Genomic DNA, 21,911 nt, shown 5'->3' with positions numbered 1-21,911 from the left:
CACCTGATGAAAAACACTTCCCGGTATCTGCTCCTATTGCTTGGACTCCTTGGCCTGCTGTTCGCCGGCCTGGTATCCGCGCAGACCTCCACGCTCACCGGCACGGTGGAAGGCGTCACCAAGTCGGCCACGCCGATTGTCGTGGTGCCGTTCGCGCAGGCAGGTGGTGCGCCGCTGCCCACTGACATCGCCGATGTCATGCGCAACGACTTCAATCGCTCCGGCAAATTCCGCTCGCTCGCCAAGAGCGAAATCGTGGAAACGCCGTCGAAGGGCTCGGACATCAACTTCGCCACGTGGCGTCTGCTCAAGCAGGACTACATCACTGTCGGCCGCATCAGCGATGCGGGTGGCGGCATGCTGCGCGTCGAATACGAACTGTGGGACGTCAACCGTCAGCAAAGTCTGCTGGCGCAGGCGTATACCGCACCGGCGGGTGACCTGCGTAGCGTGGCCCATCAGATTGCCGATGCCATCTACGAAAAGATCACTGGTGTGCGTGGCGCGTTCTGGACCCGCATCGCTTACGTGACGTCCGTGGGCCTGGGCAACAACACGACCTATTCGCTGATCGTGGCCGATTCGGATGGCTACAACCCGCAGGTTGTCGCGCGTTCGCGCGAATCGCTGTTGTCGCCGGCATGGTCGCCGGACGGCCGCAAGATTGCCTACGTGTCGTTCGAGAGCGGTAATTCGGCGATCTATTTGCAGGACATCACCACCGGTTCGCGTCAGTTGATTTCCGCTCGTGCAAAGGGCATCAACGGTGCGCCGAACTTCTCGCCGGATGGCTCCAAGCTGGCGCTGGCGCTGTCTTATCAGGGCAACCCCGAGATCTACGTGATGGATCTGGGTAGTCGTGCGGAAACCCGCCTGACCAACAACCTGGCCATCGACACCGAGCCGCGTTGGACCCCGGATGGCCAGAGCATCATCTTCACTTCCGACCGCTCCGGCCGCCCGCAGCTCTATCAGGTGGCAGCATCCGGTGGCGCGGCTGAGCGCATCACTTTCCAGGGGCAGTTCAACGCCAACGCCTCGATCAGCTACGACGGCAAGCAGATCGCCATGGTGCAGGGCAACGGGAACGTGTATCGTATTGCTATTATGGATCGCAGTCTGGGTGGGCAGGTGCGCTTCATCTCGCCGGGTCCGATCGATGAAACTCCGAGTTTCGCGCCCAATGCAAGCATGCTGCTGTATGCCGCCTCCGAAGGAAGGCGCGGTGTTCTTTACGCCGTGTCTGCTGATGGCCTGGTCCGGCAGCGCCTCGTGCTCGCAGATGGCGACGTCCGCGAACCGGCATGGGGTCCTTATCGTCAGCGTTAATCAGTTCATGTCGTGACGCGTAAGCGTCACGGCCATGTGATCCGGGCGTGAAGTGACAAACGACACTCCGGGTCAAACCGCTTGCTGGCCGTGGCAATCCGCCGCGGCTAGCGGGCCAGGTGGTTGCGAGACAGCGCACCGCCGGCAGCAAAATGTCAAAATAACAGCCGGTTCACCGGCGAAAACTGTCCCGAAACCGCAATCATTATTGACTGTCGGAACTCAAACCTGTTTGAAGGAACGTCCACCATGAATAAGACCGTTCGCGTCGCCCTGGTCGCCCTGCTCTGCGTTGGCGCGGCCGCATGCTCGAAGAAGCAGGAAGTCAAGCCCCAGCCGGCTCCGGAGCAGGCTCCTGTGACGGCCCCGGCCTCCGGCCCGGCCAAGTTCACCCCGGCTGACCTCGACACCGACGCTTGCCTGCGTCAGCGCGTCGTGTACTTCGATTTCGACAAGGACGTTATCCGTCCGGAGTTCCAGCAGATCATGGCTTGCCATGCCAAGTACCTGCAGGATCGCCCGATGGCGCAGATCCGTCTGGAAGGCCACACTGACGAGCGCGGCACCCGCGAGTACAACCTCGGTCTGGGTGAGCGTCGTGCCAACGCCGTGTCCAGCGCCCTGCAGGCGAACGGTGGCTCGGCCAGCCAGCTCAACGTGATCTCGTACGGCAAGGAAAAGCCGGTGTGCCGTGAGCACAACGAAGACTGCTGGAGCAAGAACCGTCGCGTCGAGATCGTCTACACGGCGAAGTAATGAAGAAGCGACTGGCTAACAGCTTCACAGCCAGGATGGGCATGGCGGGCGCAATCGCGTCCGCCATGCTTTTTGTTGTCCCGGCATTCGCGCAGGATTCGCGCCTGAGCCTCGCAGACCGCGTATCGCGACTCGAGCAGCAGGCGCAGAACCAGAATCAAGGTGGCACCACGCTGGTCAACCAAGTGCAGGCGCTGCAGTCCCAGATGCAGCAGATGCAAGGCCAGATCGAGGAACTGCAGCATCAGCTGCAGGAAGCCAACGAGAAGAACAAGGCGCAAGCCACGGATTTCGATTCGCGCCTGGGTCACCTCGAAGGCGGTGCCGGTGCAGCAGCGGCTAATGCGGGCAACGCAGCGCCCGCTGCCAATGCAGCGCCGACGGTGGCGCCTGCGCCGGCAGTCGACGCAAGCAAGGGTGCAAAACCTGCCGCGGGCGCTGCAGCGGGCAAGGCTCCAGCCAATGCCGCTGGTGCACAGGCCGCTTACGACGAAGCGTTCAAGGCGCTGCGTGCTGGCGACTATGTGCAGGCCTCGCGCGGTTTCCGCGGCTTCATCCAGCAATACCCGGACAGTCCGCTGATCCCCAATGCGTATTACTGGTTGGGCGAGTCGTACTACGTCACCATGAATTACCCGGTGGCGCTGCAGACGTTCCAGACCTTGCTCAGCCAGTTCCCGCAGAGCGAAAAGGCGCCCGACGCCATGCTCAAGCTGGGTTACAGCCAGATCGAGCTCAAGCAGATCGACGCCGGCAAGGCGACCCTGAAGACAGTTTCCACCAAGTACCCGGGGTCCAAGGCAGCCAGCCTGGCCCAGGAGCGCTTGCGCCGCCTGCAGACGCAGCCGGCCAATTGAGGTTGCAGTTGTGAACGGTAGTAATGCTAGCGTGGCACCGACCACGCCAGCCCAGGTCCCGGCCGAGCGCCTGCGCATCACCGAGATCTTCCACTCGATTCAAGGCGAAGCCGATGCCATCGGCTGGCGCACCGTGTTCGTGCGATTGACCGGCTGCCCGCTGCGTTGCGTGTGGTGCGATACCGAGTATTCGTTCTATGGCGGCGACTGGCGCGCCATCGACGACATCGTGGCCGAAGTGGCCTCTTATGGCGCCAAACACGTTTGCGTGACCGGTGGTGAGCCGCTGGCACAAAAGCGTTGCCTGATTCTGCTGAAGCGCTTGTGCGATGCGGGTCATGACGTGTCACTGGAGACGTCGGGCGCACTCGATGTGTCGCTGGTTGATTCGCGCGTTCGCAAGGTGATGGATCTGAAAGCGCCGGATTCCGGTGAGGCCAAGCGCAATCTGTGGTCGAACATTGATCACCTGCTGCCGCACGACCAGGTGAAGATCGTCATCGCCAGTCGGGCCGACTACGAATGGGCACGTGATGTGGTGGCCGAGCACAAGCTCAACACGCAATGCATGGTGCTGTTCTCGCCGGTGCATGGCGCCATCCAGCCGCGTGAGCTGGCCGAATGGATCATCGCCGACAAGCTGGACGTGCGCTTCCAGCTGCAGCTGCACAAGCTGCTGTGGAACGATCAACCAGGACATTGAACCCAGGAGTGAAAAGCGAGCAGTGAGAAGTCAGAGAAAAGCCCGTCGTCGCGCTCTAACTTCTCACTCCTCTTCACTCACTTCTCGCATTACGCGCGCCAGCCTGTGTTGCTGGTGGCGCTTCTCGGCTGGATCACCGGCCTGAACCCAGGAGTGGATGCAACTCATGTCACAACCTACCCCCCGCAAGGCCGTCGTGCTCGTTTCTGGCGGCATGGATTCGGCCGTTACCATTGCCATCGCTCGCGAGCAGGGCTATCAGGTGCATGCGCTGAGCGTGGCCTACGGGCAGCGTCATAGCGCCGAACTGGAAGCCTCCGAGCGCGTATCGCGCATGCTCGGCGCCATCGAGCACAAGACGGTGCATGTGGACCTGCGCACCATTGGTGGATCGGCGCTCACCGCCGATATCGACGTGCCGCTGGACCAGACCGGTGAGCAGGGCATTCCGGTGACCTACGTGCCGGCGCGTAACACCATCATGCTGTCGATCGCCCTTGGTTGGGCCGAGGTGCTCGGTTCCACCGATATCTGGTGCGGAGTGAACGCGGTGGACTATTCGGGCTACCCGGATTGCCGCCCGGCATTCATCGAGGCCTTCGAGCAGCTCGCCAATGTGGCGACCAAGGCCGGCGTGGAAGGGGCGGGCATCCGTATCCAAGCCCCCCTGATGCGCATGAGCAAGGCCGATATCGCCCGTGAGGGGCAGCGACTTGGCGTGGATTTCTCCGAAACGGTTAGCTGTTATCAGGCCGACGCACAGGGCAGGGCTTGCGGCCATTGTGACGCCTGCCGCCTCCGCGCCCAGGGCTTCAGCGCGGCCGGCCTGCCGGACCCCACGCGCTACGCCTGAACGAGCTTGCTTGTGCCATGGGCGCCGAGCCCATAAAATAGCGGGCTTGCTTTTGAAGCGTGGGTCGTTAGCTCAGTCGGTAGAGCAGTAGACTTTTAATCTATTGGTCCCGAGTTCGAATCTCGGACGACCCACCAAAGCATTGGAGGACCTGCGGAGACGCAGGTCTTTTTTTTGCCTGGGCATGGCGGGGCAAACACCCGCGAGCCGCATGGTGGCGCGAGGCCACACTCAGCCCGCTTGCCGCCACGCCGGGGCAGGGTGTTTGCGCGGATTGGTGTTGCGTTCGATGACAGGCATGCGCGGCAGATCGAACCAGAACGTGCTGCCGCGTCCGGGTTCTGAGCGGAGTCCGATGCGCGTGCCGAGCAAGCGGGCCAGTCGTTCGGCAATCGCCAGACCAAGGCCGTAGCCGCCACGGCGATCGCTCTCGCTGGTCTGCAGTTGCACGAACTCTTCGAAGATCCGTTGCTGATGGATCATGGCAATGCCGGGGCCGTTGTCGCGCACTTCAATACGAATGGCCTGGCCACGGCGACGGGCCACGATGAGCACGCGCCCTTGCGGTGCGTTGGCGATGGCGTTGCTGGCGAGTTGATAGAGCAGGCTGGCGGCGACATCGGCGTCACCGTGTAGCTGATGGTGACTGCCGCGCCAAAGCAGGCTTACCTGAAGTCGTGCCGCTTCATGATTGAGTGATGTACGGTCACGCATGAACAACTCGGCGACAGTAAAGCCCACGGGCTTCACTGCGATCACGCCGGCGTCGAGCCGCGAAATTTCCAGCAGCGCATCGAGCAGGCGTGTCATCGAGCCGATGCTGGTGCGCATCTGTTGGAACAGCGATTGCTGTTCGTCGCTGACCGCATGGTCGAGCCCTGCCGCAAACAACTCCAATGCCTGCAGCGGCTGGCGGAAATGGTGACTCACCAAGGCAATGAACTGGGATTTGCTGCGCGTGGCTGCCTGGCTCTGGCGCAGGCGATCGAGTGCTTCGACCGCATTGTCATGCTGCATCTCACTCCAGTCCCGCCGCTGCGCTTCCTGCAGCTCCGACACGCGAAGCAACGCTTGCTGGATGTCTTCGAATTCCGCGCTTGCCTGGGCGATATCGATCTGCGGTGGACGTGCGTTGACCAGCTCATGCACGGCTTGCTGCACGTGGGACAGCGGCTCCAGCACCCGATGGCGCAGCGACACCCGGGCCAACCACGCCAATACGAGTATGCCGGCTGCACACAGGGTGCCCAGCAGCCAGACCATGCCTTGCGCGTGGCGCAACGGGCGGGTATCGATCTGCATGCTCAGCCACGAGGAGCCGTCATGACCGCCCAGTTCGCTGCGATAGGTGGCCCCGGTCTGCGCGGCCGCTGTGCCACTGCTCCACAAGCTGCCATCGGGACGATGGAGCTCCACCTTGAGCACTGGGATATCCGAGCTTTGATGCATCGCCTTGTCGAGCACCGCCTGTGGCGAGCTCGCGTCATTGCTGACCAACTCGCCGGCGAGGTGGGCCATCCGCAGTGCGGCAGCGGTCTCGAGCCGCTCGCCGAGGTTGTGGGTCTGCTGTACGCACAGGGCCAGGATCAGTGCCAGTGCGGCGATGGTGCTCGGCAGAACCACATCGATGAACAGGCGGGTGAGCAGATGCGGACGCGGATCCATGCGTCAGGCCTCCATCGTTCCGTCGAACGAAACGGGTGCGCCGGCGAGTCGCCTGAAAGTGCTTGGGCAGATCGTGACAACGGTCGGCTGCATGGTGATGGAACCCGCGGCAGGTAGGCGATGGATGCGGCCCTGGCAGGCGTGCGGCAAACCCGCGACGCCGTGCTTCGCACTTTAGAGAATCAGGTAGGTTCCTACGATACGCACTTCGACCTAGCGCGACGCGCCATAGTACGAATGGTCTATTCATGCCATGCCGATGTTGCGGCGCGGTGGCGACATCACGTTCCTGAATGCCGTGGCATGACGCCGGGTCGATTTGGCGTTACCTTGCACACCCGCACACTCACTCATGGTCGATGGGAGAACTCCATGTCTGCATGTTCCCGCCTGTTGTTTGCTGTTTCCCTGCTTGGCCTCACCGGCGTTGCCCTCGCGCAGGATCTCCCCGCCAACATGCCCAAGCGCAAGCCGGGTCTGTGGGAGATGCAGTCGTCGGGCATGGGTGGCCAATCGCAGGTGATGAAGCTTTGCCTGGACGCCGACACCGACCGGTCGATGTACAAGATGGGCGCGCAGATGAGCGGCCAAGTGTGCAGCAAATTCAACGTCACGGTGCAGGGCAATACGGTGGTGTCCGAAGCGGAATGCAAACTGGACATGCCGAACGGTCCGGTCACCATGAGCAGTCGCAGCGAAACCACGTTCGATGGTGACACCTCGTACACCACCAAGGGCACCACGAAATTTCAGCCCGCCATGATGGGCCGTAGCGAAATGCCCATTGCGAGCTCCGGTCGCTGGGTGGGCCAATGCCCTGCGGGCCAGAAGCCGGGCGACATGGTGCTCCCCAATGGGCAGTCCATGAACATCAAGGACATGCACCAGCAGCATTAAGCGGTGCGGCTCAGGGAGGCATGCTGGGCGCCATCAGCTGGCGCACCAGCGCTTCATGCTCGGCGTCGATCTTGTGCAGGCGCGTCTGCAAGGCAGCGTCGCTCACCCACTGGGCACTGTAGGCGCGCCGGCGATCAAGGTTGAATTCCATGTCGGCAAACGGCACCAGCGCCTCGTTGCCGGTAGGGGCGAAGCCATTCATATCGTGGATGAGCTGCAGCTTGGCCAGTTCGGCAGGCCCGTTCTTGCCCTTGCCATAGGTGGTAAACGCTGCGGCAACCCGCTGACGTAGCTCCGACGGCAGGTCCGTGCGGATGACCACGACCGCATGCGGGATCAGGCCTGACTGCCACAGCACGCGCACTCGCGCATATTGATCGGGAAAGCGCTCGGCGAACCGTTCGAGATCCGCCGTGTTGTTGGTCGCCACGTCTACTTCGTTGTTGGCGACGGCCAGCGCATTGTTCTGGTGATTGTCCACGCTGACGCTGGCGAAGAAGGTATCCGAATCCAATCGGCGGTTGGCGAACACCTGCGTTTCAGGCACCAGGTAGCCCGATACCGAAAGTACCTCGCCGCGCGCGTAACGCAGCTTTCCCGGGTGGCGGAACATGTCGTCGAGCGTGTGCAGCGGCGAATCCTTGGCCACCAGCAGCACGGAGTAATAGCCGCGTGCGCCGTTGCTGCTCGAAAGCTGGGCGATGACCTGCATGCGGTCGTGGGTCACCGCATCCAGCGCCAACCGGCCCGATACGAAGGCAAAGTCGACGCGTTCCTCGGCCATGGCCTGGGCCAGGCCTTCATACGTACTCACCGAAAGGCTGTGCACCGGCAGGTGCAGGGTGCGGCTGAGATCGGCCAGCATAGGTCGCCACGCGGCCAGCGATTCCGACGGACCACCTATGGGCAGAATGCCGAAGGTAAGCCCATTGATGTGGCCACTGACTTTCGCTGGCGTGGCGGCAGGGGGAGGTTGACGGGCACTCAGCAGGTTGGCCCCGAGCAGGCCGGCAAGCAGCACGCAGGCAACCATGGCCACGCGCAACAGCCGCCTATGGTGAAGCGCATCGGCCGCCGAGCGGACGATTCGTGGCGACTGACTAGCATGCTTGAACGCAAGAGCCGGACCCTGTTCCCCCGGTACTCGTTGCATACATCGGCCTCGTTGTTGTGCGGGTCCGGTGTACTACAGCCCGCTTATGCGTCGCGAGGCCACCACGGCCTCGACCCGGTTGCGCACATTGAGTGCACGGAAAATGGCGGCGAGGTGGATCTTCACGGTGCCTTCGCTGATGCCCAGGTCACGGGCAATCAGCTTGTTGGGTTTGCCTTGCGATAACAGGCGAAGCACATCGATCTGGCGTTCGGTGAGCAGCTTGCGCAGGCGTTCTTCCAGCGAATCGGGTGACGCAGGCGCCGGTTGGGCGTTGCTGGTCAAGGTGGCTGCGGCCGCGCCATCCGCGCGTTCCTGCAGCAGCAGTGGCGGCACATAGACACCGCCGGACAGCACCAGTCGCACCGCCGACAGCATGACATCGGGCGAGTACGCCTTGGGAATGAACCCTTGTACGCCCATGGCCAGCAGGCCCTTCATCAGGCCGGGGTCTTCCGAACCGGAAAGCACCATCACTGGTACGCGCGGCAGTTGTTCGATGACCTCGGTAAGGTGCTCGTTACCGCGTACACCGGGCATGGCCAGGTCGATCAGTGCCAGCGACAGCGACGACGCATCGGGCGAATGGATCGCCTCTCGTAGTTCTGCCACATCCATGGCCATGACAAACTCGGTATCAGGCCCAAGCTCGCCCAGCTTGAGCTTGACCCCCTCGACGATCAGCCGATGGTCGTCCGCAATCAAAATGCGCATGTCGTTCCCCAAGGCGCCGCACGGCACTCCCATCGCCGTCCACCCGTTTCGCAACATAGCCCCTGCCTGTGCTTACAGCAACCGTAAGACGCATCCGAATGGCATAGCCACTAGGTGATATGGCTGCCCTGACGCAGGCTCTGGAAAATCGCGACACCACAGGGGAGTCGCTCATGGGGATCGCGCTTCGGATGAGGCGGCAGCACGGTGGACGCGGCTCACCAGATGTGTGGGTGAACCTGCATCCATCCCGCCCGGAGGCCACCATGAGCGCGGCGCGCCGTTTCATCCATTCCGTGCGACGCTAACGCCATGCGTTTGCTGGATTGTTTCGCGCCCTTGTTCGCGTACGGCTTGCAGCTTGACGAGCAGGCGGGCAAGCAAAATATCCCTGACGACCAGCTGGCGTCTGTGCAATTGCGCGCGCGTGCCCTGGTCGAGCAGGCGCGCATGGCGGCCCTTGCCGAGGGACGCCCCCTGACGGAAGTGGAGCTGGCGGGTTTCGCCGTCGTGGCCTGGTTCGACGAGGTAGTGACGCGGCACGGTGGCTGGCGCAACCAGGGCAGCCCGTTGCAACTCCTGCTCTTTCATACCGGCAACGCGGCCAACGAATTCTTTGATCTGCTGGGCGGGCTGTCCGGCAACGTCGAGGAAGTGCGCGAGGTGTTCGGCATGGCGCTGCTGCTCGGTTTCACCGGGCAGTACTACTACGAGCACGGTGACACGGGAGAGCTTGGCCGCATCAAGGCGCTCTATAGCCATGCCTGGGCAGGCGCGCCAGCGTTGTTGCAGTCGCTGCATCGCGACGCGATTACCCCACAGCCCTATCGCGCCCCAGGCTCGCCGGTATTGCGCCTGCCGGGTCCTGTTACCGGGCAGCGCACGGTGCAATGGGTGGCCGCTACCCTTGTGTTGCTGGTACTGGTGTCGTTCGTGGCACCCGTTTTCAGCCATGCCATGTCAGAGCAGGCCTGGTTCGCCGCAGGCATCGCGGTCGCCCTCGCCGGTGTGCTCGGATGGTTGCTTACGTTTGCCTGGCAGACCCTGATGGTGATGCGGGCACACACCCGTGTGGCCGATAGCCCGGAGGCTGCCTATGGTGTGGGTAATCTATGGTCCGCCATCGCGGATGCCGCTCGACGTGTGCGCGGCGCCGTGCTGCACCCGTTCCGTCGGCGTGGTGAGTGGCGGCGTTTGTCGCGGCACCCGTGGCTACTGTTCCTGGGCGACAGCGCGGCTGATGTGCGTAGCCTGCTGCAGGCTGCGGCCCATGCGCCTCACGCCCGCGACCAGGTCGGTAGCGACGTTGCGCGGCCGTGGCATTGGTGGGTATTCCGCTCGCTGGTCGCCATTGAACCCGGTGTGCGCCTTACGCATGCCGATGCAGGCGTTGGGGGTGCCGAATCTCCCTGGTCGCAAGCGTTGTCGTTGCTGGCACGAGAGCGCCGCAAACTGCCGCTCGACGGTGTGGCTTTATGCGTCGCGGCGCAAAGCCTGAGGGAGTCGGATGCCGCCATCACCGCACATGCGGACCGGCTCTATCGGCTGGCAGACGAGGCCGCCAGCCGGCTTCATCTGCAGTTGCCGCTGTATATCGTGGTGACCGGGCTCGACGCGGTACCTGGATTAGCGACGTTTCGTGCCAGCCTGCCGCAGGCCGCATTCCGTCGCGTGCTGGGTTGGCGTCGGTCAACCCAACCGGGGAGCGACGGTCATCGTGGACGTATGGACGTCCGTAGCGATGCCGTGTCAAGCCGTTTGCAGGCCGCAGGTATGGCAGCGTTGGCGATGCAGCGTGACCCGCGTGGCCGCCGTGAGCTGTTTGCGTTTGTGCAATCGCTTCCGGATCTGCAGCGCGGCATGCAGACGTTTCTCCTGCGGATGCTGGCCAATGAGCAAGCCGGTGGGCGTCGTCTCCGCTGGTGCGGGATCTACGTGACCGGCGGTTCGCGTGCAGAAGCGCCGGGCGGCGATTTTGTCGATGATCTGTTCAATCGCTTCCTTCCGGCAGATCGCTGGCTGGCGCGGCGCATCGCGCCAGAGGAATAAGCAGAGCCAATCAAGTATTGAGCGAGCGACACCTTTCGTTCGTCATTCCCGCATTCGCGCAAATGACGGATTGCGCTTTTGTAGGCTTCAGATCTCGAGATAGGTCTCGATCAGGCCAGTGTGGTACGCGTGGTGCTCCATGCGGCCATCATCGCCTCTCGCAGTTGCTCCGGTGATACTGGCTTGTAGAGCACCGGAATGCGCGCGGCCATGATTTCGCGAAGGCGATCGCTGCGCGTTTCGCCCGTGATGAGCAGGCGAGGGAAGGGCGCGTTGCCGTCGTTCTGGTAATGCAGGTCCAAGGCGGCCAGCACGTCCAGGCCGCTTTCGCCATCGCGCAGCCGCAGGTCGGAAATCACGATATCCGGCGGCGTGGCCCATTCTTCGGCGGCCTGTAGCGCTTGCGCGCGATCTTCCGCGACGGCGACCTCACAACCCCAGCTGCGCAAGAGATAGCGAATGCCCGAGAGGATGGCCGGCTCATCGTCGATCACCAGCACACGCATGCCTGATACGTCGGGCGACACCTCGTCTGCCGAGGCATGGAACACCTGCTGCGGCTCCACTTCGGGCAAGTGGAAACTGAAGACGCTGCCGCGGCCGGGCGTGGACTTCAGCTGCACCTGCGTATCGAGCAACTCCGCCAGTCGCTGTACCGTGGCCAGGCCCAGGCCGAGACCGCGACGTGGACCGGTGTCGTGCTCATGGTTGCTGTGGCACTCCACGCGATAGAACTCATCAAATACACGCGCCTGATGCTCAGGTGCGATGCCGCTGCCGGTATCCCACACATCGACACGTACGGTGCCGTCGGCGCGCCGGCGCGCCACTACCAGCACGCCGCCGCGATGGGTGTAGCGCAAGGCGTTGCTGACCAGGTTATTGAGAATGCGCGCGAGCATGGTGCGATCGCTGCGCACCCACAGGTTGGTTGCACGCATGATCAGGCGCAGCCCGTGCTGCTCGGCAATCATGCGGAAGTTGCGGCTGACTTCCTGAAAGATCTGATCCAACGGAAATTCGGTGATCTCGATCTGCATGGCGCCGGTTTCCAGTCGCGACAGGTCGAGCAGTTCGCTGAACAGGTGATCCAGCGCTTCCACGCACTCCTGGATGTGCGCAATGCGATCCAGTCGTACCGGGTCGCGCTCGTCTTCGGCCAGCGACGACGAGAACAGCGTCAGCGCATAAAGTGGCTGTCGCAGGTCATGCGAGGCGGCAGCGAGAAAGCGCGCCTTGGCCACGCTGGCCGCTTCCAGTGCGGCGTTCTTGCGGGCCAGTTCCACCGTGGCCTGCTCGATTTCCTTCTCCATGCTGCGCTGTACATCGAACAGCGCCATGGCGGCGCTATTGAAGCCACGCTGCAGTTCGCCGATTTCGGTCTGGTCGGTGACCGCCACTTCGACATGGCGATCGCCCCGTCCCAGTTGATGCACGGCGGCTACCAGTCGCCGCAGCGGCGCGCTGATCCAGCGCGCGGATTGCCAGCCGATGATGGCGGCCACCAGCAGGCTGGCTACCAGAGCCGCCAGCGCATTGCGCAGGCTGGCGTGTTGCGCGGCGATAGCATCGGCGAGGCTCACGTCCACCATCACCGAACCCAACAGGGGATGCCCGGGGAGGTCGGGGTCCACCACGTCGCGCACGACGGTGAGCGTTTCGTTGCCGGTCGCGCCGCTGCGCCCGAGGTTGTCGGCGAGGATCTCACCGTCGGCCGCGCGAATCTGCACGCGCGCGACATGGGGCAGCTCGCCAATGGATTCAGCGATGCGTACCAGCTCCCGCCGCTGCATATCCCGCAGTGGCGCGGTAGACACGGACGCGGCCTGGGTTGCGATGGCGTCAGCGGTGTTCTGCGCCATCTCGCGCAGGCTGGTCAGTTGGTGTTGGGTAAGGATGACGACCAGCAAGATGGCCGTCACCAGCGTGGGCACAAGGGCGACCATGGCCAGTCGCTGCATCAGCGACGTGCGCCGCCACCATCGCACCGTGCGGGAGTTCGCCCCTGCACCTACCATTGGCCTCGCCCCTTCAGGCGCTCCCAGCGCCGGCACGGACCAGCCTAGCGCGATTTGCCTGACAGGGCAGCTAGTCGTTTGGACAGGCCCTGATAGCCCTAAGTCCTAAGGCGATACTTAATCAGTGTTGCCTTAGAGATCAGACTGGCGCGGCTTGAGCGCGGCGGCCTGGCGCCGCTTCCGGGTGATGCGCTCGGCCAGCAGCGGCAACACGGCTAACGCGGCGATAGCGGTGAGCGGTAGCCATACCGCCCGTTGCATCAGCAGGCCTACGCCGAAATGGCCATGGCTCTGGGCCAGCGCCTCGCCCAGGCCAGCGCCGATCGATGTTTCAAAAATCAGCGACACCGTGCCGCCAGCCCAACTCGCGCCCAGGAACAGCCACAGCGGGCAACGCAACCAAGCCAGCGCCACAGTGACCAGCCCGAACGGCGCCACCGGCACAAAGCGCAGGAACATGGTGTAGGCCACGGGATGACGTTCGAAGCCGTGATGCAGCTTGTCCACGAGCGCGGGTGGGTGCTTGCTGCCCGCGCCGAAGGCGTAGCGACTGGCCAGGAAAAGGATCAGCGTGCCCAGGGTGAGCCCGATGGAGGAGTAGATGCTGCCCTCCACCACGCCGAAGGCGAAACCGCCGGCCATGATGATGACGACCGTGCCCGGGATGCCCGTGGACATGGCCAGGGTGAGCAGGCCGATAAAAGCCAGCCGGCTCAGCCACGGCGCGTCGTGGATTTGCTCGTGCAGCTGAGTCTGGTGTCGTACGAGCTCCTCAGGATGCAGGCGATCAAGCGCGCCTGAACTGAACAGCACGATGCCAGCCAGTACCAGCAGGATCAGGGGGAGGGCGGCGCGCAGGCGGCTCAATAGTGCTGCCCGCTTTGGCCGTAGGTCGCCAGCACCCCGCGTGCCTGCTCGCGCAGGATGTCACGACGCACGGCGATGCCACGGCGTTCGAGTTCGCCCACCCAGTCGCTCGGCAGCGGGCCTTCGTCGAACTCGGTGAGTTCTTCCACGTCTTCGGCCCGTGCGCCGATCAACAGCTCGTCCACACCAGCCCACACCGTTGCGCCATAGCACTGGCAGCACGGCTGCGCGCTGGTGGCGAGGGTGTAGCGTCCGCCATCGGCATTGAGACGGAACGACGCGAGGCGCTGTTGCGCGCTCATGTACGCCATCATTTCTGCATGCGCGACGGAACAGGCCTGCGGCACCACGCGGTTCACGCCCACCGAGATGACGCGGCCGTGCGCATCGAACACGGCGGCACCGAACGGACCGCCATGGCTGCGTTCGACGTTCAGGCGCGAGAGCTCGATGGCGAGTGCCACGCGTTCCTCATCGGTGATGTAACGCTTGTTGGTGTCGACCACGTCGCCGATCCATGGCGGCAGGGTCAGGTGAATCTGTTGAGGCAGCATGTAACGTTCCTTGTGACGCGGACGTCAGGCCTGCTTGGTCGACCACGCGTCACGCAACGTGACGGTGCGGTTGAACACCGGCTTGGTGGCCGTGTGATCGATGCGGTCCGCGACGAAATAACCCAGGCGCTCGAACTGGAAGCGCTGCTCCGCATCGACGTTGGCCGCGGCCGGTTCCAGCCATGCCGTTACCACGCGCTTGGCATCTGGATTGATGTGCTCGATCCAGCTCTTGCCGTCGGTTTCATCGTCCGGATCGGCCACGTTGAACAGGCGGTCGTACACGCGCACTTCGGTAGCCACACCGTGCTTGGCGCTCACCCAATGGATGGTGCCCTTCACCTTGCGATCCGCGCCCGGCATGCCCTGGCGCGATTCGAGATCGAGCGAGCAGCGCAGTTCGACGACGTTGCCATCGGCGTCCTTCACCAGCTCCTCGCACTTCACGATGCCCACGCCGCGCAGGCGCACCTCGCCCTCGGGCTTGAGACGGTGGAAACCCTTCGGCGGCACTTCGGCGAAGTCTTCGCGTTCGATCCACAGCTCGCGCGAGAACGGCACCTGGCGCGTACCGAAGCTCTCGTCCTTGGGATGGTTGGAGAAGGTCAGCTGTTCCTCGCGGCCTTCCGGCAAATTGGTGATCACCAGCTTCAGCGGATCGAGCACGGCCATGCGGCGCGGTGCGCTGGCGTCGAGGTCTTCGCGGATGCAGTTTTCGAGAATCGAGTAATCGATGATGCTGTTCTGCTTGCTCACGCCCAGGCGCTCGATGAGCAGGCGCAGGCCACCCGGCGTGAAGCCGCGGCGGCGCAGACCACGCAGCGTGTTCATGCGCGGATCGTCCCAGCCATCCACCAGGTTCTCAGTCACCAGCTGCGCCAGCTTGCGCTTGCTGGTGATGGAATAGGACAGGTTGAGGCGCGAAAACTCGATCTGTCGCGGCTTGGCTGGCTCGGTATGGAAACCGCCCTCGCGCAGGTGCTGCCACAGCTCCGGATGGTTGACCAGATCCACCTTGTCGACGAACCAGTCATACAGCGGGCGATGGTCTTCGAACTCCAGTGTGCACAGCGAATGCGTGATGCCTTCCAGCGCATCCGACAGGCAGTGCGCATAGTCGTACATCGGGTAGATTGGCCACGCATCACCGGTGTTCTGGTGAGCGATCTTGCGGATGCGGTAGATCGCCGGGTCGCGCATATTCATGTTGCCCGACGCCATGTCGATCTTGGCGCGCAGCGTCTTGGTGCCATCGGCGAACTCGCCGGCGCGCATGCGGCGGAACAGCTCGAGATTCTCCTCGACGCTGCGATCGCGGAACGGTGAGTTGCGACCCGGCTCGGTGAGCGTGCCGCGGTAGGCGCGCATGTCATCCGCGCTGAGGTCGTCCACGTAAGCCACGCCGTCCTTGATCAGCTTGACCGCTGAGTCATAGAACACCTCGAAATAGTCCGAGGCGTGGCGCAGGTCGTGCCACTCGTAGCCCAGCCAGCGCACGTCGTCCTTGATGCCCTCGACGAACTCCGGGTCTTCCTTGCCCGGGTTGGTGTCGTCCAGGCGCAGGTTGCACCAGCCCGTGAAATCACGGGCGATGCCGAAGTTCAGGCAGATCGCCTTGGCGTGGCCGATGTGCAGGTAGCCGTTGGGCTCGGGCGGGAAGCGCGTGCGGATGGCGTGATGCTTACCGGTGGCCAGGTCCTCGCGGATGATCTGGCGAATGAAATCCCTTTGCAGATCGGCGCGTTGGCCCTCGGCCTGCGGGTTGGCGGGCGAGGCGATGGGTTCAACGGCGGCGTTTTCGGTGGACATCGGGAATCGAAGCTCGTACGCGGTGGCGGAAACGATGAAGTTTACCTCGTCCCTAGGTGGGGGTGTTTCTTTGGGTTTTCAGCCTGTAGCCGAAGATCTCGGAGGGCGGCGGCTGGCAATAGGCGGCACAGCGAGTCACCCAGCCGCCGTGTCCTCTGGGCTGGCAAGCCAGGCCAAGGCCGGCGCCACCTTGTAGGAGCGCACTTGTGCGCGACCGAAGCGCCGGGTGCTTGCCTGATGGCGGAGGTCCGCGAAAAACGACCATCGAGGAAACGGCGAGGGGCTGCGGTCGCGCACAAGTGCGCTCCTACAGGGATGTTGCCGCGAGCATTCAGGCCTCTTTGCGTAAAGGATGAAAGCGAGCCACCCGGCGGACTGCCGCCTCTAGAAAACCCGGGCACCCCTTCACCCTCCCATCACACCCTAAGCAAAAACTTGCCCCACCACGCCCACAGCGCTAGCGTGACCCCATGCGCATCGCCTACCGAGCCGAAAGCCTGATCGACGCCCACCTGGTGAAGGACGCGCTTGAACGCGCCGAAATCCCAGCGTTTGTCTCAGGTGAATACCTCACGGGTGCCGTGGGCCAATTGCCGGCATTGGATTACGTTGCCGTCCTGGTTCCCGAAGCCTCCCTCGCCGCAGCCGAGCAGGTGGTGCGAGAGGTCGAGCGAAGCCTGCAGGAGGCGCGCCTCGCCTTGAGCGACCCCGACGAAGACCCCGACGCACCGTATCCGGCCTTCGGCTGAGCGCTACACCCACACGTTTCAGTTCGGCTGTGTCGGTATCTGAGCGGTATCCTTCGTGGCGCACAGATCACGGAGCAGACCCTTGGAAACCACGTTGCAACAAATCCAGTCGCTGATTCGCGCCGTAGCGGACTTTCCCAAGCCGGGCGTAGTGTTTCGCGACATCACGCCTTTGCTGGCGGACGCCGGCGGTTTCGCCCGTTGCATCGACGCACTGGCCGAACCGTGGCAGGGCAGTGGAGTGCAGGCGGTGTGCGGCATCGAGTCGCGTGGCTTCATCTTCGGCGCGGCGCTTGCGCAAAAGTTGCACGCCGGTTTCGTACCGTTGCGTAAACCCGGGAAGCTGCCGCCGCCGGTAGTGTCGGTGGATTACCAGCTGGAATACGGCACCGATCGACTGGAAGCACGCAACGATGCGCTGCGTCCGGCGGAGCGCGTGTTGATCGTGGACGATGTGCTGGCAACCGGCGGCACGCTGGCGGCGGCGCGCGCGCTGGTGGCGAAGCTTGGCGGGGAGCTGGTCGGTGCCAGTGTGGTGATCGAGCTTGCCGAACTGCAGGGGCGCATGCGCTGGGAAGAAGGTGCTCCGTTGCACGCGTTATTGAGCTATTGATCGTCGGCTGGTTTACGGCGACGCCGGTCCAACGCTCTCGACGTAAACGAGTTCGCACGCACCGTTGCCAGTGTCTTCGCGTGTCATCGAGGTGCGCCAGCGCCAGCAGTCCGGGCGGCTGGCGTCGACCAGAAAACCCTCCAGATGGATGATCTCGCCGGGCCGCACCTTGTCGAGCTGGCGACGCACGAGCGCGTCGGCGGGGATCATGTGCATATTGGCGCTGGATGTTTCGATTTCGCGGCGTGGAATCGGAAAGTGATCGACATGCCAGTGATAGAAGCGGTTGCCCTGGCTGATCTCGACCTGCGACAGCACGGCGTTGTCGGACATGCGGCCCCAGCCTAAGGCCAGATCCACCGGAGCGAGTGAAGCGCCGGCGTCGAAGCGGTAGTCCTCGCGCGAGAGCACGCGTGCCGTCAGCTCGAAACGCGCACGCGTCACGAGCGTGGTGTCGCCACGTTGCAGCGCGGCGCCGTCGCTGAGATCGTTCTGCACCGGCGCGTCCGGTGCCAGTACGCCGGGAGATGGCGTCATGGGGCGGTGGTGAAACCAATGCGCGCCACCCAGGACGCAGACCAGCATTACGCCGATCAAAAGAAGTCGTTGCACGGCGGCTTAGCGTCCTGCCTGTTTGGGGGTCTTGGTTTCCGTCAGGTCCGGTTGCAGCAAGCCAGCGGGAAGATCACGGATCACTTCCGCAAAACGCTTGAGGAACGGCGCCATCGAAGAACTCTTGCGCCACACCAGAGCAATGCGGCGGCTGGGCGGGCGTCCGGCGAATTCCAGCAGATGCACATTGTCGGTACGCGCCACGGGTGGCTTGATCGCCAGCGTCGGCAGCAGGGTGATACCCACATTGGCGGCGACCATCTGGCGCAGCGTTTCCAGGCTGGTGGCGCGGAAGCCGGAGCGTTCGCCGGCACCTGCAAGCTGACACACTTCCAGCGCCTGATCACGCATGCAATGGCCGTCTTCCAGCAGCAGCAGGCTTTCGTCTTCCAGATCGTCGAGCTTGAGGCGTTTTTGACGGTGAGCCAGCGGGTGCGATTCGGGTACCGCGAGCACGAAAGGTTCCTCGAACAGGAATTCCGCGTGCAGGCTGTCTTCGTGCAACGGCAGGGCGAGGATGCCCACATCCAGCGAGCCTTCGCGCAGCATGCGGATCACCTGCTCGGTCTTTTCCTCGACCAATAGCAGTTCCAGTCGTGGAAAGTGCGTGCGTACCAAGGGAACCAGGTGCGGCAGCAGGTATGGGCCAAGCGTGGGGAAAATGCCCAGGCGCAACGTACCCGATTCGGGATCGCGCGTGCGCTGCGCAATCGCCTTGATCTCCTCGATCTCCGACAGCACGCCACGTGCGCGGCGGGCGATTTCGCGACCCGTTTCGGTCAGCAGCACCTTGCGTGGTGTGCGCTCCACCAATGCCACGCCCAGTTCGTCTTCCAGCTTCTTGATCTGGGTGGACAGGGTGGGCTGGCTGACGAAGCTCGCCTCGGCGGCGCGGCCAAAATGACGGTGTTCGGCCAAGGCGACGAGGTAGTGCAGGTCACGCAGGTTCATAGGTCAGGTATCCCGTGAGTCTGATAGCTCGGGTCTATGATATTGGCGTTTTTCATCGCCACGAGCAATGCGCGTCCTTATGCTCGTCATCCCTGCCTTCGCGGGGATGACGAGCGAAAGCGTGTTGCCCCGCGTGGACAAAAAAAAGCCCCGGCATGCGCCGGGGCTCAGGACGCACAGCCATCGCTTCGCTCAGAACTCCTGACTGAAACGGATGCCCACCGTGCGCGGCTGGTTCATCACGGTGTAGACCTGACCATTGGGATACTGCGGCACCACATCGTGCGCCGCACAGGTCGCTGCCGCGCATTCGGCGTAGCGGAACAGCTGGCCGCGTTTGTCGAAAGCGTTGTTGACGTAAAGGTCCAGCGACATGCCGTGGTACTTCGCCCCCACCGTGAAATCCATGGTGGTGTAGGCCGGCATATTGCCTAGCAGGTCATTGGCGAACACGCGCAGGTCGGTCGTGCGTCCACCCACGTGCACCACCGCCGCCTGGCCAAACACCTCGTACTTGCCAATGTTGGTGGTGTAACGCGCGTTGACGTTGTACTTCAGCTTCGGCGTCACCGGCAGTCGCGTGCCCTTGGGTGCCAGCGGACCGGTCACCACGGCGCCGGTGATCGGGTTGATCGAGCCGGCAGGACAGCTGGTGATCGGGTTGCCGCTGGTGTCGGTGAAGCCGCAGTAGTCCTGAGTCAGCTTGGCGTTGTAATAGGCCATGCCTGCACCGATCTGCAGGTTATAGGTGGCGGCCCAGTTCAGGTCCTGCTCGATACCGTTGATGCGCGCCTGACCCGCATTGCGGATTTCAGTGAGGCCGTTGGCGCCGAGGATGCTGAACTGGAAGTCCTTCCAGTTCTCCCGGAAGATCGCGCCGTTGTACGACAGCCGATGATCAAACCAGGTGGTCTTCCAGCCCAACTCGTAGTTGGTGAGGAAGTCCGACTTGTAGGGCGGCAGGGACCCTCGGCGGTTGATGCCGCCAGGGCGGAAACCTTCCGACCAGGTGCCGTAGATCATCTTGTCCGGAGTGATCTGCCAGGTCAGGTTGACCTTGCCTAGCGAGTCGGTTTCCTTGGTGGACTTGTCGAAATCCATGCATGGCGCGCCGTGGAAGGGATTGGGCGAAATGCATCCGGCCACGCCATACGTCGAGGTGGGTGCGAAGCCCTCGCTGAAGCCGTAGTAGCCCTTCAGGCTGTTGTTGGTGTGGAACCAGCGTCCGCCGATGGTGCCGATCAGCGTCTCGGGGATGAAGTCGTACGACAGTTCACCAAACAGCGCCTGATCGCGATCGACACGCTCCTGCTCGGTCAACCACAGCGTGTTCGGCCATCCGGGTACCGACAGCTCGGTGGCCAGTCCGTTGATAAGGTAATCCTGCTGGATTTCGTGCACCTGCCGCTGGAAGAAGACGCCGGCCACCAGCCGCAGGCGCTCATCCGCAGGCGAGGCAATGCGCAGTTCGTTGCTTTGCTTGCTGTAGTGGTTGTGCGCCTGAATGTATTGCGACGGGTTGATCAGGTTGCCGGCGTTGTCATGGATATACGCGCCGTAATGCGCAATGGTGTCGTACCAGAACGAGTAGTCGCTGTAGTCGCTGTCTTCTTCCTGATTGCGTGTGAGATGCGAATAGGCATAGGTAAGATCCCAATTGCCGATTTTGCCTTCGACCGTCAGCGCGGCCTGCACCCAACGATCGTTGGCGTAGTCAGGATAGAAGTGCGTCAACGCCAGCGAACCCACCTGCGGATCCGATGAGAACGAGCCATGGGTGATCTGGTGCTGTCCCATCACGGTAGGACTGATCGACCAGTCATCGTTGAGATCGAACTTCAACGCAGCGCGGCCACCTTGTGTGTCGACATCGTTGTAGTTCTTTCTGGCCTGGCCGGTGCAGACCAGGTTCGGCGGGTTCGAACAACCCGAGGCATTGCTCACCGTAATGCCTGAGGACGGGAAGGTTCGCGAGCCCTCGACATTGTCGATGTATCCCGCATCATGTTCGCTCCAGCCCACCAGGCGGATCGCTGCACTGGGTGACATGGGGATGTTGACCATGCCCTCAGCCGTATAGCCAACGCCACCGTGCGAAACGGAGTTCACGCCCGCGCTGTAGCTGGCGGCGAATCCACTGGGGTCGGGTTTGTTGGTGATGATGCGCAACGCGCCCGCTTCCGCACTGGCGCCATACAGCGTGCCCTGCGGACCAGACAGCGCCTCGACGCGCGCGATGTCGTACATGTGGATGTCGAGCGGCCCCTGAATCGTCGTCACCGGCTGCTCGTCCAGGTACACACCCACACTGGGTTGCGAAGCTGAGTGGTTACCGTCACCGCCACTGGCGACGCCGCGCATGTAGATCAGCGCAAAACCGGGCCCATAGGTCTGAAACGACACGCTGGGCAGATACTTCACATAATCGTTGAAACTCTGGACGTGAAGTTCCTGCAGCTTTTGAGTGTCCAGTACCTGCAGGCTGATCGGCACCTTCTGCAGGTCTTCCTCGCGCTTCTGCGCTGTTACGGTCACCGCCGCCAGCGTCTTGGTCTTGTCTTGCGCGACGGGCGCCGGATTGGCTGACGGACTTTGCGCCGGATTTTGGCCTGCATCCTGCGCCACCGCCGGTGACGCCATGGCTAAACAGATCGCTGCCGTCAATGGCAGCCGCGACAACGTGATGCGCCGCGTACGTGTCGGCCCCCTCGGCCTGACTTTGTGCATCGACTTTCCTCCCCAAGAAATAGGCGACTTCTGAA

The 21,911-nt window shown here is 63.1% G+C and carries 20 protein-coding genes and 1 tRNA gene; 11 read left to right on the top strand and 10 right to left on the bottom strand.

What is annotated here, in order from left to right; genetic code table 11:
* Positions 1–6: 6 nt before the first annotated feature.
* The 6 genes from tolB to AC0GUR_RS11240 all read left to right on the top strand — a co-directional run bounded on the left by tolB (position 7) and on the right by AC0GUR_RS11240 (position 4,635).
* Complete coding sequence (gene tolB, locus AC0GUR_RS11265; protein WP_472877569.1) at positions 7–1,329, top strand: Tol-Pal system beta propeller repeat protein TolB; 1,323 nt, start codon at positions 7–9, stop codon at positions 1,327–1,329.
* A gap of 249 nt (positions 1,330–1,578) precedes the next feature.
* Positions 1,579–2,085 (top strand): peptidoglycan-associated lipoprotein Pal, encoded by a 507-nt coding sequence (pal, locus tag AC0GUR_RS11260; protein ID WP_472877568.1) that lies wholly within the window; start codon positions 1,579–1,581, stop codon positions 2,083–2,085.
* Positions 2,085–2,942, top strand: a complete 858-nt coding sequence (gene ybgF, locus AC0GUR_RS11255; RefSeq protein ID WP_472877567.1) for a tol-pal system protein YbgF — start codon at positions 2,085–2,087, stop codon at positions 2,940–2,942. The genes pal and ybgF overlap by 1 nt, the downstream gene beginning before the upstream one ends.
* 10 nt (positions 2,943–2,952) lie before the next feature.
* Positions 2,953–3,645, top strand: coding sequence for a 7-carboxy-7-deazaguanine synthase QueE (queE, locus tag AC0GUR_RS11250; protein WP_472877566.1), 693 nt, complete (start codon positions 2,953–2,955; stop codon positions 3,643–3,645).
* 166 nt (positions 3,646–3,811) lie between these two features.
* Entirely contained in the window at positions 3,812–4,498 is a 687-nt protein-coding gene (gene queC / locus AC0GUR_RS11245; protein ID WP_472877565.1) for a 7-cyano-7-deazaguanine synthase QueC, read from the top strand.
* A gap of 61 nt (positions 4,499–4,559) precedes the next feature.
* Positions 4,560–4,635 (top strand) — tRNA-Lys (locus AC0GUR_RS11240).
* 94 nt (positions 4,636–4,729) lie between these two features.
* Here AC0GUR_RS11240 and AC0GUR_RS11235 read toward each other — a convergent pair.
* Positions 4,730–6,163, bottom strand: a complete 1,434-nt coding sequence (locus tag AC0GUR_RS11235; RefSeq protein ID WP_472877564.1) for a sensor histidine kinase — start codon at positions 6,161–6,163, stop codon at positions 4,730–4,732.
* Between the two features lie 372 nt (positions 6,164–6,535).
* Between AC0GUR_RS11235 and AC0GUR_RS11230 the strand changes: the two genes are divergently transcribed.
* Positions 6,536–7,060, top strand: coding sequence for a DUF3617 domain-containing protein (locus tag AC0GUR_RS11230; protein ID WP_472877563.1), 525 nt, complete (start codon positions 6,536–6,538; stop codon positions 7,058–7,060).
* Positions 7,061–7,070: 10 nt separating this feature from the next.
* Here the strand turns inward: AC0GUR_RS11230 and phnD are convergent, their stop codons facing one another.
* Both phnD and AC0GUR_RS11220 read right to left on the bottom strand, forming a co-directional pair.
* Positions 7,071–8,093: a phosphate/phosphite/phosphonate ABC transporter substrate-binding protein gene (gene phnD, locus AC0GUR_RS11225; RefSeq protein ID WP_472877682.1), complete on the bottom strand. Its 1,023-nt coding sequence runs from the start codon at positions 8,091–8,093 to the stop codon at positions 7,071–7,073.
* Positions 8,094–8,246: 153 nt separating this feature from the next.
* A complete protein-coding gene (locus AC0GUR_RS11220) occupies positions 8,247–8,927 on the bottom strand; it encodes a LuxR C-terminal-related transcriptional regulator (RefSeq protein ID WP_472877562.1) in 681 nt (226 codons plus the stop codon).
* 312 nt (positions 8,928–9,239) lie between these two features.
* Between AC0GUR_RS11220 and AC0GUR_RS11215 the strand changes: the two genes are divergently transcribed.
* A complete protein-coding gene (locus AC0GUR_RS11215; protein ID WP_472877561.1) occupies positions 9,240–10,976 on the top strand; it encodes a type VI secretion protein IcmF/TssM N-terminal domain-containing protein in 1,737 nt (578 codons plus the stop codon).
* 110 nt (positions 10,977–11,086) lie between these two features.
* Here the strand turns inward: AC0GUR_RS11215 and AC0GUR_RS11210 are convergent, their stop codons facing one another.
* From AC0GUR_RS11210 to AC0GUR_RS11195, 4 genes are all read right to left on the bottom strand, one after another.
* Positions 11,087–12,922 (bottom strand): ATP-binding response regulator, encoded by a 1,836-nt coding sequence (locus AC0GUR_RS11210; RefSeq protein ID WP_472877560.1) that lies wholly within the window; start codon positions 12,920–12,922, stop codon positions 11,087–11,089.
* 204 nt (positions 12,923–13,126) lie between these two features.
* Entirely contained in the window at positions 13,127–13,861 is a 735-nt protein-coding gene (locus AC0GUR_RS11205) for a TVP38/TMEM64 family protein (protein ID WP_472877559.1), read from the bottom strand.
* Positions 13,858–14,415 carry a nucleoside deaminase gene (locus AC0GUR_RS11200; protein ID WP_472877558.1) on the bottom strand — a complete coding sequence of 186 codons (558 nt, stop codon included), beginning with the start codon at positions 14,413–14,415 and terminating at the stop codon, positions 13,858–13,860. The genes AC0GUR_RS11205 and AC0GUR_RS11200 overlap by 4 nt, the downstream gene beginning before the upstream one ends.
* Positions 14,416–14,439: 24 nt before the next feature.
* On the bottom strand, positions 14,440–16,224 hold the full coding sequence (locus tag AC0GUR_RS11195) for a glutamine--tRNA ligase/YqeY domain fusion protein (RefSeq protein WP_472877557.1): 1,785 nt from the start codon (positions 16,222–16,224) through the stop codon (positions 14,440–14,442).
* A 470-nt stretch (positions 16,225–16,694) separates the two neighbouring features.
* Between AC0GUR_RS11195 and AC0GUR_RS11190 the strand changes: the two genes are divergently transcribed.
* The gene (locus AC0GUR_RS11190; protein ID WP_472877556.1) at positions 16,695–16,973 is read left to right on the top strand and encodes a putative signal transducing protein; all 279 of its coding nucleotides are present in this window, start codon (positions 16,695–16,697) and stop codon (positions 16,971–16,973) included.
* An 82-nt stretch (positions 16,974–17,055) separates the two neighbouring features.
* Entirely contained in the window at positions 17,056–17,586 is a 531-nt protein-coding gene (locus AC0GUR_RS11185; protein WP_472877555.1) for an adenine phosphoribosyltransferase, read from the top strand.
* Positions 17,587–17,598: 12 nt separating this feature from the next.
* Here AC0GUR_RS11185 and AC0GUR_RS11180 read toward each other — a convergent pair whose 3' ends face one another.
* The 3 genes from AC0GUR_RS11180 to AC0GUR_RS11170 all read right to left on the bottom strand — a co-directional run bounded on the left by AC0GUR_RS11180 (position 17,599) and on the right by AC0GUR_RS11170 (position 21,789).
* Positions 17,599–18,198 (bottom strand): hypothetical protein, encoded by a 600-nt coding sequence (locus AC0GUR_RS11180; RefSeq protein ID WP_472877554.1) that lies wholly within the window; start codon positions 18,196–18,198, stop codon positions 17,599–17,601.
* Positions 18,199–18,204: 6 nt separating this feature from the next.
* On the bottom strand, positions 18,205–19,149 hold the full coding sequence (oxyR, locus tag AC0GUR_RS11175; RefSeq protein WP_472877553.1) for a DNA-binding transcriptional regulator OxyR: 945 nt from the start codon (positions 19,147–19,149) through the stop codon (positions 18,205–18,207).
* A gap of 192 nt (positions 19,150–19,341) precedes the next feature.
* A complete protein-coding gene (locus tag AC0GUR_RS11170; RefSeq protein ID WP_472877552.1) occupies positions 19,342–21,789 on the bottom strand; it encodes a TonB-dependent receptor in 2,448 nt (815 codons plus the stop codon).
* Between AC0GUR_RS11170 and AC0GUR_RS11165 the strand changes: the two genes are divergently transcribed.
* Entirely contained in the window at positions 21,788–21,910 is a 123-nt protein-coding gene (locus AC0GUR_RS11165) for a hypothetical protein (RefSeq protein WP_472877551.1), read from the top strand. The genes AC0GUR_RS11170 and AC0GUR_RS11165 overlap by 2 nt on opposite strands.
* The last annotated feature ends 1 nt before the right edge of the window (position 21,911 follow it).

This window comes from Dyella sp. PARNA 12/25 (genome assembly GCF_055702865.1).
Note: the sequence above shows the minus strand (reverse complement) of the source record. Positions and strands in the feature narration are given on the sequence as shown.